Source organism: Pseudomonas sp. NY15364 (assembly GCF_048068235.1).
In the GTDB taxonomy this organism is placed as follows: domain Bacteria; phylum Pseudomonadota; class Gammaproteobacteria; order Pseudomonadales; family Pseudomonadaceae; genus Aquipseudomonas; species Aquipseudomonas mendocina_D.
Genome location: NZ_JBLUPX010000016.1, coordinates 65,934 through 81,198, shown reverse-complemented (window position 1 = coordinate 81,198; position 15,265 = coordinate 65,934). Strand labels below are relative to the sequence as shown.

The 15,265-nt window shown below is 63.5% G+C and carries 14 protein-coding genes and 1 pseudogene; 14 read left to right on the top strand and 1 reads right to left on the bottom strand.

Annotated features, from left to right (window positions below; genetic code table 11):
• Positions 1-268: 268 nt before the first annotated feature.
• The 5 genes from ACNFCJ_RS14955 (at position 269) to ACNFCJ_RS14935 (ending at position 4,696) form a co-directional block, all read left to right on the top strand.
• The gene (locus ACNFCJ_RS14955; protein ID WP_106733859.1) at positions 269-766 is read left to right on the top strand and encodes a DUF2059 domain-containing protein; all 498 of its coding nucleotides are present in this window, start codon (positions 269-271) and stop codon (positions 764-766) included.
• 11 nt (positions 767-777) lie between these two features.
• A complete protein-coding gene (locus ACNFCJ_RS14950; RefSeq protein WP_112212171.1) occupies positions 778-1,071 on the top strand; it encodes a BolA family protein in 294 nt (97 codons plus the stop codon).
• 277 nt (positions 1,072-1,348) lie between these two features.
• On the top strand, positions 1,349-2,287 hold the full coding sequence (locus ACNFCJ_RS14945) for a rhodanese-related sulfurtransferase (RefSeq protein ID WP_416772138.1): 939 nt from the start codon (positions 1,349-1,351) through the stop codon (positions 2,285-2,287).
• A gap of 2 nt (positions 2,288-2,289) precedes the next feature.
• Positions 2,290-2,922, top strand: a complete 633-nt coding sequence (locus tag ACNFCJ_RS14940) for a DsbA family protein (protein ID WP_416772137.1) — start codon at positions 2,290-2,292, stop codon at positions 2,920-2,922.
• The gene (locus tag ACNFCJ_RS14935) at positions 2,915-4,696 is read left to right on the top strand and encodes an ABC transporter ATP-binding protein (protein WP_179576195.1); all 1,782 of its coding nucleotides are present in this window, start codon (positions 2,915-2,917) and stop codon (positions 4,694-4,696) included. Before ACNFCJ_RS14940 ends, ACNFCJ_RS14935 begins: the two co-directional genes overlap by 8 nt.
• A gap of 354 nt (positions 4,697-5,050) precedes the next feature.
• Here ACNFCJ_RS14935 and ACNFCJ_RS14930 read toward each other — a convergent pair whose 3' ends face one another.
• Positions 5,051-5,914: a LysR family transcriptional regulator gene (locus ACNFCJ_RS14930; protein ID WP_416772135.1), complete on the bottom strand. Its 864-nt coding sequence runs from the start codon at positions 5,912-5,914 to the stop codon at positions 5,051-5,053.
• Positions 5,915-6,008: 94 nt separating this feature from the next.
• On the opposite strand from ACNFCJ_RS14930, the gene ACNFCJ_RS14925 reads away from it, so the two are divergent.
• The 9 genes and pseudogenes from ACNFCJ_RS14925 (at position 6,009) to ACNFCJ_RS14885 (ending at position 15,143) form a co-directional block, all read left to right on the top strand.
• On the top strand, positions 6,009-6,746 hold the full coding sequence (locus ACNFCJ_RS14925; protein WP_416772133.1) for a CTP synthase: 738 nt from the start codon (positions 6,009-6,011) through the stop codon (positions 6,744-6,746).
• On the top strand, positions 6,743-7,069 hold the full coding sequence (locus ACNFCJ_RS14920; RefSeq protein WP_125834650.1) for an antibiotic biosynthesis monooxygenase family protein: 327 nt from the start codon (positions 6,743-6,745) through the stop codon (positions 7,067-7,069). Before ACNFCJ_RS14925 ends, ACNFCJ_RS14920 begins: the two co-directional genes overlap by 4 nt.
• Before the next feature lie 224 nt (positions 7,070-7,293).
• Positions 7,294-8,376 carry a 4-hydroxyphenylpyruvate dioxygenase gene (gene hppD / locus ACNFCJ_RS14915; protein ID WP_416772131.1) on the top strand — a complete coding sequence of 361 codons (1,083 nt, stop codon included), beginning with the start codon at positions 7,294-7,296 and terminating at the stop codon, positions 8,374-8,376.
• A 4-nt stretch (positions 8,377-8,380) separates the two neighbouring features.
• The gene (locus tag ACNFCJ_RS14910; RefSeq protein ID WP_416772130.1) at positions 8,381-9,520 is read left to right on the top strand and encodes a homogentisate 1,2-dioxygenase; all 1,140 of its coding nucleotides are present in this window, start codon (positions 8,381-8,383) and stop codon (positions 9,518-9,520) included.
• 97 nt (positions 9,521-9,617) lie between these two features.
• On the top strand, positions 9,618-10,604 hold the full coding sequence (locus ACNFCJ_RS14905; RefSeq protein ID WP_143504276.1) for a fumarylacetoacetate hydrolase family protein: 987 nt from the start codon (positions 9,618-9,620) through the stop codon (positions 10,602-10,604).
• 82 nt (positions 10,605-10,686) lie between these two features.
• Positions 10,687-11,337, top strand: coding sequence for a maleylacetoacetate isomerase (gene maiA / locus ACNFCJ_RS14900; RefSeq protein WP_416772128.1), 651 nt, complete (start codon positions 10,687-10,689; stop codon positions 11,335-11,337).
• A gap of 91 nt (positions 11,338-11,428) precedes the next feature.
• Positions 11,429-12,889: a sodium-dependent transporter gene (locus ACNFCJ_RS14895; RefSeq protein ID WP_416772127.1), complete on the top strand. Its 1,461-nt coding sequence runs from the start codon at positions 11,429-11,431 to the stop codon at positions 12,887-12,889.
• 304 nt (positions 12,890-13,193) lie between these two features.
• Positions 13,194-14,285: pseudogene (locus ACNFCJ_RS14890) on the top strand (HAMP domain-containing protein); the annotation flags it as partial.
• Positions 14,271-15,143, top strand: a complete 873-nt coding sequence (locus tag ACNFCJ_RS14885; protein ID WP_372237962.1) for a methyl-accepting chemotaxis protein — start codon at positions 14,271-14,273, stop codon at positions 15,141-15,143. The pseudogene ACNFCJ_RS14890 and the gene ACNFCJ_RS14885, both read left to right, overlap by 15 nt.
• Positions 15,144-15,265 lie beyond the last annotated feature (122 nt).

The window sequence follows — 15,265 nt, the reverse complement described above, 5'->3', positions numbered from 1 at the left end:
CGTGTGTGTGCGCGGGCTGGCGATCAATTGCCGGCTCTTGAGGTGCGCACGCCTTGTTGAATAATAGTGGGGAGGTCGCAAAGAATGCCGAGCCCACCCGAGCATGAGCAAGTACTGGCATTTTGGCAACTGACCAGTGGGTGCGCCGGTCAACATGACGGGTGTGAGCCAGCGCACAACGCGCATCGCTTGAGGGATTTCCGCACAGGGCACAAAATGCCGCCTTCGTAGTCTACCCAGACTCATTCACAACCTCTGGACGCTCTCCATGCTCCGTTTTTCCAAACTCTGCACCGCCGTTCTGCTCAGCGCGAGCGCATCCCTGGCCATGGCCGATGCCGCGAGTCACGCTGCCGATGCCGAGCGTTTTCTCAAGCTGGCTCACGCCGACAAGCTGACCGTGCCGGTCTACGGCCAGGTGCAGCAGATGTTCGCCCAGCGTTTCGCCGAGGCGCCGAATGGCAAGAAAGCGGTACTCGAGAGTTATCAGGCCAAGGCCAATACCGCGCTGGACAAGGCGGTCGGCTGGGACAAGCTCAAGCCGGACATGGTCAAGCTCTACACCAGCAACTTCAATGAGCAGGAGCTCAAGGACCTGATCGCCTTCTACGAGTCGCCGCTGGGACAGAAGGTGCTGCAGAAAATGCCGACTCTCACCGCACAGTCCGCGCAGATCACCCAGAGCAAACTTGAGTCCGCGGTGCCTGAGGTGAACAAGCTGCTGGCCGACATGAGCAACGAGCTCGGCCTGCCTAAACAGCCCTGATGGAGCCCGAGATGTCCAAGCAAGACCTTATCGTCACCGCCCTGGCCGCGCTGCAACCCGAGCACCTCGAAGTGCTGGACGAGAGCCATATGCACAGTCGCGGTCTGGAAACCCACTACAAGGCGGTGATCGTCAGCCCGGCGTTTGCCGGCCTGAATGCGGTCAAGCGGCATCAGAAGGTGTATGCGACGGTCGGCGAGCTGATGGGACAGATCCACGCGCTGGCGCTGCATACCTACACCCCGGAGGAGTGGGCGGCGCAGGGCGTGGCGCCGGCTTCGCCGACCTGCCGCGGCGGCCATTGATTTAGCTCGGCTGTAATCCGGGGGGAACCCGCCGGTAATTCCAGGATTGCATCCAGGCGACGTGACAGGCTGTCGCGCCTTGTCGCCAAGCCACCCCGGCGTATCCCTGCTTTGCTACAATCCGTCCGCGCCGGCCCACGCCGGCGCTTTCGTTTAGATTCTCGATCCAGCGAGCTGCAGCCATGCAAGTCGCTGCGTTAGTAACGCAGCACGGCCGACGCGCAGCTGATCGAGGGCCAGTCCGCCCTTTACGTGGGCGACTACTGAGAGAATATTTATGACCGACAAGATCGTCGTCGCGGCGTTGTATAAATTCGTCTCCCTGCCGGACTATCAGGCGCTGCGCGAACCCCTGCTGAAAACCCTCATCGATAACGACATCAAGGGCACCCTGTTGCTCGCCGAGGAGGGTATCAACGGCACCGTTTCCGGTACCCGTGCCGCTATCGATGCACTGCTCGCCTGGTTCCGCCTGGATGCCCGTCTGGCCGATATCGACCACAAGGAATCCTATTGCGATGAGCAGCCGTTCTATCGCACCAAGGTCAAACTGAAGAAAGAAATCGTCACTCTCGGCGTACCTGGCGTCGACCCCAATCAGCGCGTCGGTACCTACGTCGAGCCGCAGGACTGGAACGCCCTGATCAGCGACCCTGAAGTGCTGTTGATCGATACCCGCAACGACTACGAAGTGGCCATCGGCACCTTCGAGGGCGCCATCGACCCGAAGACCAAGTCGTTCCGCGAATTTCCCGAGTACATCCGCGAGCACTTCGACCCGAGCAAGCACAAGAAGGTGGCGATGTTCTGCACCGGCGGTATTCGCTGCGAGAAGGCCTCCAGCTACATGCTCGGCGAGGGTTTCGAAGAGGTCTATCACCTCAAGGGCGGCATTCTCAAATACCTCGAGGAGGTGCCGCAGGAAGAGACCAAGTGGCAGGGCGACTGCTTCGTCTTCGACAATCGCGTGACCGTACGCCATGACCTGTCTGAAGGCGATTACGATCAGTGTCACGCCTGCCGCACGCCGATCTCCGTGGAAGAGCGCCAGTCCGAGTTCTACAGCCCTGGCGTCAGTTGCCCGCATTGCTGGGATTCGCTGCCGGAGAAGACCCGTGAAGGCGCACGCGAACGGCAGAAACAGATCGAACTGGCCCGTGCGCGCAATCAACCGCACCCCATCGGCCGCGATCCCCGCCAACTGAACGAGGCCTGACCATGGCTAGCCGCCTGCTCTACGTGATGGATCCGATGTGCTCCTGGTGCTGGGGTTTTGCACCGGTAATCGAAACCCTCGTCGAGCAGGCGGCCGCTGCCGATGTGCCGCTGCAAATCGTGGTAGGCGGCTTGCGCCGTGATCAGGTGGCTGTCGATGCCGCCGCACGGGTGCGTTACCTGGGCTACTGGCAGGCGGTCAATGCCAGCACCGGACAACTGTTCGACTTCGAACGCGGCCTGCCGGAAGGGATGGTGTATGACACCGAACCCGCCTGCCGCGCGCTGGTCACTGCACGTAATCTCGATGCGCAGAGCGCCTGGACGCTGCTCAAGCTGATTCAGCAAGCCTTCTACACCGAAGGGGCCGACGTCACCCAGGCCAGCGTGTTGGTGCAACTGGCCGAGCAGGCGGGCATCCCGCGCATCGAGTTTGCCGAGGCCTTCGACAGCCGGGCCATGGAGGACGCGACCGCCGCCGATTTCACCTGGGTGCAGGACCTGGGCATCGCCGGCTTCCCGACGCTGCTGGCCGAGCGCGATGGCCAACTGGCGCTGCTGACCAACGGCTATCAGCCGCTCGAGGTGTTATCGCCGCTGCTGGGGCGCTGGCTGGAGCGCGCCGCCAATGCCTGATCGGTTGAGCTGGGCAGAAATTCGTCGCCTGGCCCTGCGTCACAAGAAAGCGCTGATCCTGGCCAATCTGGTCGCCGTGCTGGCGACCCTGTGCAGTGTGCCGATCCCATTGCTGTTGCCGTTGCTGGTGGACGAAGTGCTGCTGAACGACGGCGATGCGGCGCTCAAGGTGATGGACAACTTCCTCCCGACCGAGTGGGAAACGGCAGCCGGCTATATCGGCCTGATGCTGGTGCTGACCCTGCTGCTGCGAGGCTCGGCGCTGATCTTCAACGTCTTGCAGGCGCGGCTGTTCGCCAGGTTGTCGAAGGACATCGTCTACCGCATCCGCATGCGTCTGATCGAGCGGCTCAAACGCATTTCCCTTGGCGAGTACGAGAGCCTGGGCGGCGGCACCGTGACCACCCACCTGGTCACCGATCTGGACACCCTGGACAAGTTCGTCGGCGAGACCCTGAGCCGCTTTCTGGTGGCGATCCTGACCCTGGTTGGCACCTCGGCCATCCTGATCTGGATGCACTGGCAGCTGGCCTTGCTGATTCTGCTGTTCAACCCGCTGGTGATCTACGCCACCGTGCTGCTGGGCAAGAAGGTCAAGCACCTGAAGAAGCTGGAGAATGACAGCACCTCGCGTTTCACCCAGGCGCTGACCGAAACCCTTGAGGCGATTCAGGAAGTGCGCGCCGGCAATCGTCAGGGCTACTTCCTCGGTCGCCTTGGCGGCCGGGCGCGTGAGGTGCGCGATTATGCCGTGGCCTCGCAATGGAAGAGCGACGCGTCGAACCGTGCCAGCGGCCTGCTGTTCCAGTTCGGTATCGATGTGTTCCGTGCGGCGGCGATGCTCACCGTGCTGTTCTCCGACCTGTCCATCGGCCAGATGCTCGCGGTGTTCAGCTACCTATGGTTCATGATCGGCCCGGTGGAGCAGTTGCTCAGCCTGCAGTACGCCTTCTATGCCGCAGGCGGGGCGTTGACGCGGATCAACGAGCTGCTGGCCCGTAAGGACGAGCCGCAGTACGACGGGCGCGTCGATCCCTTCAAAGGTCGTGACACGGTGGGTATCGAGGTGCGCGGGCTGACCTTCGGCTATGGCGACGAGCCGGTGCTGGATCGGCTCGATCTGTCCATCGGCCCTGGCGAGAAGGTGGCCATCGTTGGCGCCTCCGGCGGAGGCAAGAGCACTCTGGTGCAGTTGCTGCTGGGTCTGTACACGCCGCAGGCCGGCAGCATCCGCTTCGGCGGCAGCGCGCTGGAGGAGATCGGCCTGGACTGCGTGCGTGACAACGTCGCGGTAGTGCTGCAGCACCCGGCGCTGTTCAACGATACGGTACGCGCCAACCTGACCATGGGCCGCGAGCGCAGCGATGAGGCCTGCTGGCAGGCGCTGCGCATCGCCCAGCTGCACGACACCATTGCGCAACTGCCGCAAGGGCTGGACAGCGTGGTCGGGCGTAGCGGTGTGCGTTTGTCCGGCGGGCAGCGCCAGCGCCTGGCCATCGCGCGTATGGTGCTGGCCGAGCCCAAGGTGGTGATCCTCGACGAAGCCACTTCGGCACTGGATGCCGCCACTGAGTACGCCTTGCACGAAGCGCTGGCGCAGTTCCTTGAAGGCCGCACCACGCTGATCATCGCCCACCGCCTGAGCGCGGTGAAGCAGGCCGATCGGGTACTGGTGTTCGACGGCGGCAGCGTGGCCGAGGATGGTGACCACCAGCAACTGATCGCAGAAGGTGGCCTGTACGCCAAGCTCTACGGGCATTTGCAGCAGGGCTGAGTCGTAGGGTGCGCCGTACGCACCGCAGCGATCAGGATTTTCGGGAAGTTCTTCGCGGCTGAAGCGTAACGCCGCCCAGCCGCTCCTACGAGGCAGTTGGGCATCTGTAATGTTGTAGGGCGGGTGCGACCCGCCATAAATGGGTGGCGGGTTGCACCCGCCCTACGGATCTGAAGCCGCTTCTACGGAGCGGCTTCAGCCGCGATGCTCTTTTGCGCAACCAATGTCCCCGGATTGCATCCGGGCTCAGCTTCCTGGGCTGTCGCGGCTAAAGCCCCTCCTACAAGGTTTCGCTGCTGCACTGACAGGCTGCCCCCCGTTCTGTGGGAGGCGCTTCAGCGGCGCCGCTTTATCTCAATCGCTGCTCATCAGCGCTTCGCTCAACTCCTCGAACAGCGTCTGCACCGAGCGCAAGGCACGGCAGTCCGGGCGGGTCAGCAGCCAGAGTTCGGTGTCGCAGCCTGCCAGCGGCGGGCCGAGTGGCTTGAGTTCGGGGTGGGCGTGCAGTACGAAGTCGGGCAGGGCGGCGACGCCCAGGCCGGCGCGTGCCAGTTGCGCCACGGCATACATGCTGCTGCAGCGATAGTTGGGAGTGACGCTCGGCAATTCGCGCAGACGCCAGAGTACCGTGGCGTGATCCGGCATCGACTCGTCCGGGGCGATCCAGCTCTGTCGCGCCAGGTCGCTGCGATCCTGGCCATCGTCGCGTGCGCAAACCACGTAGGACACCTTGGCCAGACGGCGGCCGACCAGATGCTCCGGCGGCTGGTTGGTCAGGCGCAGGGCCAGGTCGGCGTCGCGGCGGCTGAGGTTGGCGAAGTCGTTGGAGGTCACCAGTTCCAGCGACAGTGCCGGATAGTTGGGCATGAAGCGCGCCAGCGCCGGCAGCAGCAGGCTGCTCAGCACTGCGTCGGTACAGGTCAGGCGTACCGTGCCGCTGACCACCTGCTTGCCCTGCTCCAGCGCCACACGGGCGGCATCCAGTGCCTGTTCGGCGCGCTCGGCCTGCTCGGCCAGGGCCCGAGCGGTTTCGCTGGGCTCATAGCCGCGTCGACTCTTCTCGAACAGCGCCACCCCCAGGGCGGCTTCCAGCCGGCGTACAGCACGGAACACCGTGGACACGTCGACCTGCATCAATTCTGCCGCCCGCGCCAGGGAGCGACCACGCACCAGGGCGAGCACCAGAGAGAGGTCGGTATGGTCGATCTGATATTGCATGGCTGCAATCTCTGCTTGTCTATTCGCCAATTATTATTGCGCGAGCGCCATCTTATAGTGGCAGGGAGACGGTCATGCAAGAGGGGATAGGCGTATGTACAGCAAGTGTCGAGTCAAGGTCGCCCTGGTAGGTGATTACAGTGCGGCAGTTACCGCGCACCGTGCCATTCCAGAGGCGCTACGCCTGGCTGGTGAAGCGCTGGGAGTGGCGGTCGAATATGACTGGCTGGCCACTGAGCGTATTCTCGATGACGCGACTTTGCAGGCCTATGACGGCATCTGGTGCGTGCCGGGCAGCCCTTATGTTGCTACCGAGGGTGCGCTGCGCGCGATCCGTTTCGCCCGCGAGCAGGGCGTGCCATTTCTCGGCACCTGTGGTGGCTTCCAGCACGCGCTGCTGGAATACGCACGCAATCAGCTGGGGTGGGTGGATGCCGAACACGCCGAGCTGTCGTCGCAAGCGCAGAACCCTCTGATCGCGCCGCTGAGCTGCGCCTTGCTGGATGTCAGCGAGCATGTGCGCCTGGTTTCCGGTTCGCGTATCGCCGAGCTCTACGGTGTACGCGAGATCAGCGAGCAGTACCTGTGTCGCTACGGCCTTTCCGATGCCTTCGTCGAGCCGCTGATGGCGCAGGCGCTGAAGGCTTCCGGGCATGACGAGGCGGGTGCCGTGGGTGCCATCGAGCTGGAAGATCATCCGTTCTTCATCGCCACCCTGTTCCAGCCCGAGCGTGCGGCGCTGGAAGGGCGCCTGCCGCCGCTGGTCGCCGGCCTGGTTGGTGCCTGCGCGGTGCAGTCGGTGCATGAGGCGCAGCAGGAAGCAGTGGCTTGATCGCGGCCACGCCGGAGCCACCCTATTACGTGGTGATGTTCACCTCGGAGCGTACCGACGTGGACACCGGTTATGCCGAGGCGGCACAGCGCATGCTGGCGTTGGCCGCACAGCAGCCCGGCTTTCTCGGCGTGGAGTCGGCGCGCAGCGACGGCCTGGGCATCACCCTGTCCTATTGGCAGAGCGAAGAGGCCATTCGCGGCTGGCGCGAGCATGCCGAGCACAGCGCCGTTCGCGAGCAGGGACGCACCGACTGGTACGCCGCCTTCACCACTCGCGTGGCCAAGGTGGAGCGGGCCTACACATTCTCGCGCCCGAGCTGAGTGATAGTGGCAAGCCGGCTGACCGTCGTGTAAGGATTATTTTACGGTTGCCAGGGCGTTGCCTGCCTTGCCTGAAAGGCGTAAGGAAAATTTGCCACTGTCGCACTCGGCCGACGCGTCTAAGTGTCGCAACGCATCTTGAGAGCGGGTCTGCGCTCGGTTGTCATGAGGTTGTCCGCAACGCATTCGTGCGGCTGCCATAACAATGACAATCAGGAGGCGAAATGACCGCCGTGGCCAAGATCGAGCAGCACAATCCCATCGGAACCGACGGTTTCGAGTTCGTCGAATTCACCGCACCGAACGCCGAAGGCATCGAGCAACTGCGCCAGTTGTTCACCGCCATGGGCTTCACCGAAACAGCCAAGCACCGCTCGAAAGAGGTGTGGCTGTTCCAGCAGAACGACATCAACATCGTGCTCAACGGCAGCCCCACCGGCCACGTGCGCGCCTTCGGCGAGAAGCACGGTCCCAGCGCCTGCGCCATGGCCTTCCGGGTCAAGAACGCCGCCCAGGCTGCGGCTTATGTCGAACAGCAGGGTGCCACGTTGGTGGGCAGCCACGCCAACTTCGGAGAGCTGAACATCCCCTGCGTCGAAGGTATCGGCGGCTCGCTGCTGTATCTGGTTGACCGTTATGGTGAAAAGAGCATCTACGACGTCGACTTCGAGTACATCGAAGGCCGCAGTGCCAACGACAACGCCGTCGGCCTGCAATGCATAGACCACCTGACTCACAACGTGCGTCGCGGACAGATGGACGTGTGGTCCGGCTTCTACGAGCGTATCGCCAATTTTCGCGAGATCCGCTACTTCGATATCGAAGGCAAGCTCACCGGCCTGTTCTCCCGCGCCATGACCGCGCCCTGCGGCAAGATCCGCATTCCGATCAACGAGTCGGCCGATGACAAGTCGCAGATCGAGGAATTCATCCGCGAGTACCACGGCGAAGGCATTCAGCACATCGCCCTGTCCACCGACGACATCTACGCCACCGTGCGCCAACTGCGCGCCAACGGCGTCGACTTCATGACCACCCCGGATACCTACTACGAGAAGGTCGATACCCGCGTCGCCGGCCATGGCGAGCCGACCGAGGTACTGCGTGAACTGAACATCCTGATCGATGGTGCGCCGGGCGATGACGGCATCCTGCTGCAGATCTTCACCAATACGGTGATCGGCCCGATCTTCTTCGAGATCATTCAGCGCAAGGGTAATCAGGGCTTCGGCGAGGGCAATTTCAAGGCCCTGTTCGAATCCATCGAGGAAGACCAGCTGCGTCGCGGTGTGATCTCCGAGGAGTGATGCCATGAGCCGCCAATGGATCCGCTTTCCCTTGCGTGAAGGCGAGTGCTCGCGCCAGGCGCATTGCGACCTGCCGCAGGGCACCTACGAGCGCGAGATGGGCCGTGAGGGCTTCTTCGGCCCCACCGCGCACCTGCACCACAAGCATCCGCCCACCGGCTGGATCGACTGGGAAGGCCCGCTGCGCCCGCATGCCTTCAACTTCAACGACATCCCCAGCGAGCGCGATTGCCCGCTGGCGGCGCCGCTGACCCTGCACAACGCCGACGTCAAGCTGCGCGTCTGGCGCACCCACGGCGCCATGCGCCATCTGGTGCGCAACGCCGATGGTGACGAGTTGCTGTTCGTGCATGAAGGCAGTGGGCATTTCTACTGCGACTTCGGCCATCTGCAGTACCGCGACGGCGATTACCTGCTGATCCCCCGCGGCACCGCCTGGCGTATCGAGGCCAGCACGCCGAGTTACTTCCTGCTGATCGAGAACACCGACGGCGCTTACCAGTTGCCGGACAAGGGCCTGCTCGGCCCGCAGGCGATCTTCGACCTGGCGGTGCTGGAGCACCCGCATATCGACGACGCCTTCAAGGCGCAGCAGGACGAGAGCACCTGGCAGATCCGCATCAAGCGGCGCGGCCAGATCAGCACCGTGACCTACCCCTATAACCCCCTGGATGTGGTCGGCTGGCATGGCGACAACACCGTGGTGCGCCTGAACTGGCGCGACATCCGTCCGCTGATCAGCCACCGCTACCACCTGCCGCCGTCGGTGCACACCACCTTCGTCGCCAATGGCTTCGTGATCTGCACCTTCACCCCGCGTCCGGTGGAATCCGACCCCGGTGTGCTCAAGGTGCCGTTCTTCCACAACAACGACGACTACGACGAAGTGCTGTTCTACCACCGTGGCAACTTCTTCAGCCGGGACAACATCGAGCAGGGCATGGTCACCCTGCACCCGTGCGGCTTCCCCCATGGGCCGCACCCCAAGGCGCTGAAGAAGAGCCAGGAAGATCCGGCCACTTTCATCGACGAGGTGGCGGTGATGATCGACACCCGCCGCGCCCTGGAAGTGAGCGATGCCGCTGCTGCGGTGGACGTGGCCGAGTACGTCAATTCCTGGCGTGCGCCGGGTCTGTCGGGTTAAACGACGCTGTGGGAGCGAGCTCTGCTCGCGAAGCTTTTTGTTCGGTCAGGGTTCGCGAGCAGAGCTCGCTCCTACCTCAGAATTCGAAGGATTATCGATGAAACTTGCATCACTGAACCAAGGCCGCGATGGCGTGCTGATCGTCGTTTCCCGCGATCTCACCCGTGCCGTCGTTGTGCCGCAGATCGCTTTCACCCTGCAGGCTGCACTGGACGACTGGGCCGTGGCCCGGCCCAAGCTCGAAGCGGTCTATCAGCGCCTCAACGACGGTATGGAAGAGGGCGCGTTCGCCTTCGATCAGGCCGCCTGCCACAGCCCCTTGCCACGTGCCTATCACTGGGCCGACGGCAGCGCCTACGTCAATCACGTTGAGCTGGTGCGCAAGGCGCGCGGCGCCGAGATGCCCGAATCCTTCTGGCATGACCCACTGATGTACCAGGGCGGCGCCGATGCCTTCATCCCGCCGCACAGCCCGATCAGCCTGGCCGACGAAGCCTGGGGCATCGACCTGGAAGCCGAGCTGGCAGTGGTCACCGACGATGTGCCGATGGGCGCCACACCGGCCGAAGCGGGCGGCCATATCCGTCTGCTGATGCTGGTCAACGACGTCTCGCTGCGTAATCTGATCCCTGGCGAGCTGGCCAAGGGCTTTGGTTTCTACCAGAGCAAACCGTCGTCGAGCTTCTCCCCGGTGGCCATCACCCCAGACGAACTGGGCGAAAGCTGGAAGGACGGCAAGGTGCACCGGCCGCTGGTGTCGCATATCAACGGCGCGCTGTTCGGCCAGCCGAACGCCGGTGTGGACATGACCTTCAACTTCCCGACTCTGGTGGCTCACGCAGCCAAGACCCGACCGCTGGGCGCGGGCACCATCATCGGCTCGGGCACCGTGTCGAACTACGACCGCAGCGCGGGCTCTTCCTGCCTGGCGGAAAAGCGCATGCTGGAAATCGTCGAGCAGGGCGAGGCGAAGACGCCGTTCCTCAAGTTCGGTGATCGGGTGCGCATCGAGATGTTCGACGTTGCCGGGCAGAGCATCTTCGGCGCCATCGATCAGGTGGTGGAGCACTACGACGCCCGCTGATTCGTAGGAGCGGCTTTAGCCGCGATGTTGTCAGCTGATCGCGGCTGAAGCCGCTCCTACCGCGTTTCGAAAGGAATCCGCAATGTTGAAACTCTACGGCTACTGGCGCTCCAGCGCTGCCTACCGTGTGCGTATCGCCCTCAACCTGAAGGGCCTGGCTTACCAGCAGGTGCCAGTGCACCTGGTCAAGGACGGCGGCCAGCAGCACGGCGCCGACTATCGCGCGCTGAACCCGCAGGGCCTGTTGCCGCTGCTGGTGGATGAAGAAAACGGCGGCGTGCGCATTGCCCAGTCGCTGGCGATCATCGAGTACCTCGAAGAAATCTTCCCGGTGCCGGCGCTGCTGCCGGCTGATCCGGCCGAGCGTGCGCAGGTGCGTGCGCTGGCGCTGCACCTTGCCTGCGACGTGCACCCGCTGAACAACCTGCGCGTGCTGCAGTACCTGTCCAGCGAACTGGGTGCCGGCGACGAGGCGAAGAACGCCTGGTACCGGCACTGGGTCGCGCTCGGTCTGACCGCCGTGGAGGAGGGCCTGGCTGCATTCGACGGTCGCCTGTCGCTCGGCGACCGGCCTGGATATCTGGAAGCCTGCCTGATTCCGCAGCTGTATAATGCGCGGCGTTTTAACTGTGACCTTGCCGCGTACCCACGCATTGTCGCCATGGCGGCGGGCTGTGAACCCCTGGAGGCCTTCCAACTGGCCTTGCCGGAGGCACAAGCCGACGCTCAGTGACACCTTTGGCTTCCACCCAAGCCTTGCATTCCGCTGCGCCATAAGCGCGGCGGGTCCGATTCCGTCACAGATAAAAACAAACAGGTGACGCATGACCCGTGAAAAACCGAAGAACCTCTGGCTTTCTCGCTGGGGTTTCATCCTCGCTGCAACCGGCTCGGCCGTCGGCCTGGGCAATATCTGGAAATTCCCTTACATCACTGGCGAGTACGGCGGCGGCGCCTTCGTGCTGATGTACCTGGCGTGCATCCTGGCCATCGGCATTCCGGTGATGATGACCGAGATCGCCATCGGTCGCCGTGGGCGCGGCAGCCCCATCGACGCCATCGGCCGCGTGGTCCGCGAGAACGGTGGTAACCCGCTGTGGAAGGCGGTGGGCGGTATGGCCATGCTCGCCGGTTTCATGATCCTGTGCTTTTACGTGGTCGTTGCCGGCTGGGCTTTCGCCTATACGTGGAAAATGCTCGACGGTTCGCTGGCGGCCACCAGCGTCGAGGCACTGGGCGGGGTGTTCGAGGCGCACAATGCCAACCCCTGGCAACTCGGTGGCTGGAGCGTGCTGGTGGCGCTGCTGACGTTGTGGATCGTCGCCAAGGGCGTGCAGAAAGGCATCGAGAATGCCGTGCGCCGGATGATGCCGGGTCTGGCGCTGATGCTGGTGGCGCTGGTCGGCTATGCGTTCACCAGTGGCAGTTTCAGTGCAGGCTTCGGCTTCCTCTTCCACTTCGATGCCTCGAAGATCACCGGTGAGGCACTGTTGGCGGCACTGGGGCACGCCTTCTTCACCCTGAGCCTGGCCTCGGGCGCCATTCTCACTTACGGCTCCTACATCCCGGATGGGCAATCCATCGCGCGGACCACCTTCATCGTCGCACTCTGCGATACCTGCGTGGCGTTGCTGGCCGGTCTGGCGATTTTCCCGATCATCTTCGCCAACGGCATGAACCCTAGCGCTGGGCCGGGGCTGATCTTCATGAGTCTGCCGCTGGCCTTCCAGCAGATGCCATTCGGCACCGCCTTCGGCGTCTTGTTCTTCGCCATGGTATCGATCGCGGCACTGACCTCGGCGATCTCGATGATCGAGGCCAGCGTGGCCTACCTGAACGAAAAGCACGGTATCAGCCGCCTGCGCGCTGCCATTGGGGCCGGCGTGGTGCTGCTGGTGATCAGCCTGCTGGCGATGCTGTCGTTCAACCTGCTGGCGGGCTGGACGCCGCTGGGCAAGAACTTCTTCGACTGGCTGGATTACCTCACCTCGCGCTGGATGATGCCGCTGGGTGGCATCTTGATGGTCGTACTCGCAGGCTACGCACTGCGCGGCGAGATCATGCGTGACGAGCTGGATCTGCCGCCTGCGGGGTACGCGCTGTGGCTGTTCATGGTGCGCTACGTCAGCCCGGTGCTGATCATGGTGGTGTTCCTGCATGCGCTGGGCTGGCTGATGTTCGATCCCGTACTGCAGTGGTACTGGATTGCCGGTGCCATCGGCCTGCTGGCTGTGGCTGGGGAGGTTCTGCGGCCGAGAGTGATGCCGGCGCTCGCCGGGCGCTGATCGCGGCTCGAATCCAGAGGCGCAGCTTCGGCAGAGGCTGCGCCTTTTTTATTGCGATAAACCAGAAACGGCGCCTCAGTAGGCGGTATTTCGCCATTTATTCGGCGTCAATAAGCGGATAGTTGCCTGTCTTGGCCATTTCATTGGCTATGCTGAGAGCCATGGGTTGGCTAATTGCCAGCACTCAAGCGGGGACACTCTTTGCCGATAAACCGGACTCGACATGGCACAGCAGTTGCGTAGTCAGTCGACCAGGTCGCGCCCACGATGCGCGGCTGTATAAGAAGAATCTGGAGTCGCCGTTATGTTCAAGCCTGCCGCACGCTTTTTCGCCAATCTTGCCGTCGGCAAGAAACTCTTTATCGGTTTCGGCCTCGTGCTGTTGCTTACCGCCGCCATGACGGTCAGTGGCTATCTGGCGGTTCAAGCGGTATTACATGGGCATGAGCAGGTTGGGCAGTTGGCGCAGGTGAACCAGGAGATTCTCCAGGCGCGTCGTCTGGAACGCAGTTTCGCTATCGAACAGACCCAGGAGAGCGCAGAGCGTGTGCGCGAAAGCTTGCTCAAGGTACAGGGCATGCTGGAGCACCTGGGCAAGGATGCAGCCGAAAGCACGCGTGTGCAGACCATGCAGCAGGCTACTGCCGAGTACCTGAAGCAGTTCGACAACTATGTCGAGCAGCAGGGTAAGGCCCGTGAGGCTCGCCAGGACATGCGCACTGCTGCTGGAGAAACCCGTGACCAGTTCGAGGTGATCGAGCTGGACATGTATGACGCCGTGCGTGAGCTGCGCCTGCAGGGTGATCGTCTGCGGGGTAGCGACCCCCTGACCCTGGCGGAAACCGCATCCGGCCTGAGCAAACGCATGCTCGACCTGCGCGGCCAGGAAAGCCTGTACATCATCGATGGCTCGCCCGAAGCGCTGGAAGAGTGGGAGTACGTCAGCGAAGACCTGCAGACCGTTGCCCGCAGCCTGACCGTCTGGCTCAACGATGATCAGAAAGCCTCCATCGAAACCGCCCTGCAGGCGTTGACTCTCTACCAGCGCTCCTTCCTCTACTACCAACAGCTGCGTGAGCAGAACCAGGCCACCGAGAAGGCCATGATCGAGCGCGCCCGCTCGGTCGTCGACCTGGCCGAGTCGGCCCAGGCCAGCGCCGAAACCCGGATGCTCGCCGACACTCAGCGCGCACTGGTGATGCTCGGCATCATGGGCTTGGCTGCCGTGGTGCTGGGCCTGTGTGCCTCGCTGCTGATCACTCGTCTGATCGTCGCGCCGCTGCGCCAGACCGTGACCTTCGCCCAGCGTATCGCCGCCGGTGACCTCAGCCAGGACATCCCGCAGGACCGCGGCGACGAAGTGGGCCAGTTGCTTGCAGCCATGCAGGACATGACCGTCAGCCTGCGCAATCTGGTTGGCCGTATTGGCGGTGGTGTCGGGCAGATCGCAGCGGCTGCCGAGCAACTGTCTGCGATCACCGCGCAAACCAGCGCCGGGGTGCAGACGCAGAAACTGGAAACCGAACAGACCGCTACCGCCATGCACCAGATGGCCGCCACCGTGCAGGAAGTGGCGCAGAACGCCGAGCAGGCTTCACTGGCCGCGCGCGATGCCGACCTGGAGGCACAGCAGGGTAATCGCGTGGTGCAGCAGGCCGTGGATCAGATCGACAGCCTGGCCAGCGAAGTGGAGCAGTCGGCCAAGGCCATCGCCGACCTGAATCAGGAAAGTGCGCGTATCGGCAGTGTGCTTGAAGTGATTCGCAACGTCGCCGAGCAGACCAACCTGCTGGCGCTCAACGCGGCCATCGAGGCGGCGCGCGCCGGCGAGCAGGGCCGTGGTTTCGCCGTGGTCGCCGATGAGGTGCGGGCACTGGCCAAGCGTGCTCAGGAGAGCACCGAGGAGATCGAAAGCCTGATCGCCGGCCTGCAACGCATGGCCAAAGGCGCGGTGCAGCAGATGGACAGCAGCCGCGATCTGACCCGGCGTACCGTCGAGCTGGCCGGTGAAGCCGGCGATGCTCTGGGTCGTATCACCCAGGCGGTGAGCACCATCGAGCAGATGAACCAGCAGATCGCTGCCGCTGCCGAGGAGCAGAGTGCGGTAGCCGAGGCGATCAACGAAAGCGTCACCCGCGTGCGCGATATCGGTGAGCAGAGCGCCACTGCCAGCGAGCAGACCGCCGCGTCCAGCGCCGAGCTGGCTCGCCTGGGAGTGGAACTGCAGGGGATGGTGCGACAGTTCCGCACCTGAAGCTGGCGAGCCGGGACGCCGGCCGCTGGCGGGCGTAGGGCGGACTCAGGAGCGCCAGCGAACAGTCCGCCGTCTTCGGCGCGGCAAAAGTCCTGACGGCGTACTGCTTCGCGAGTGCGTCC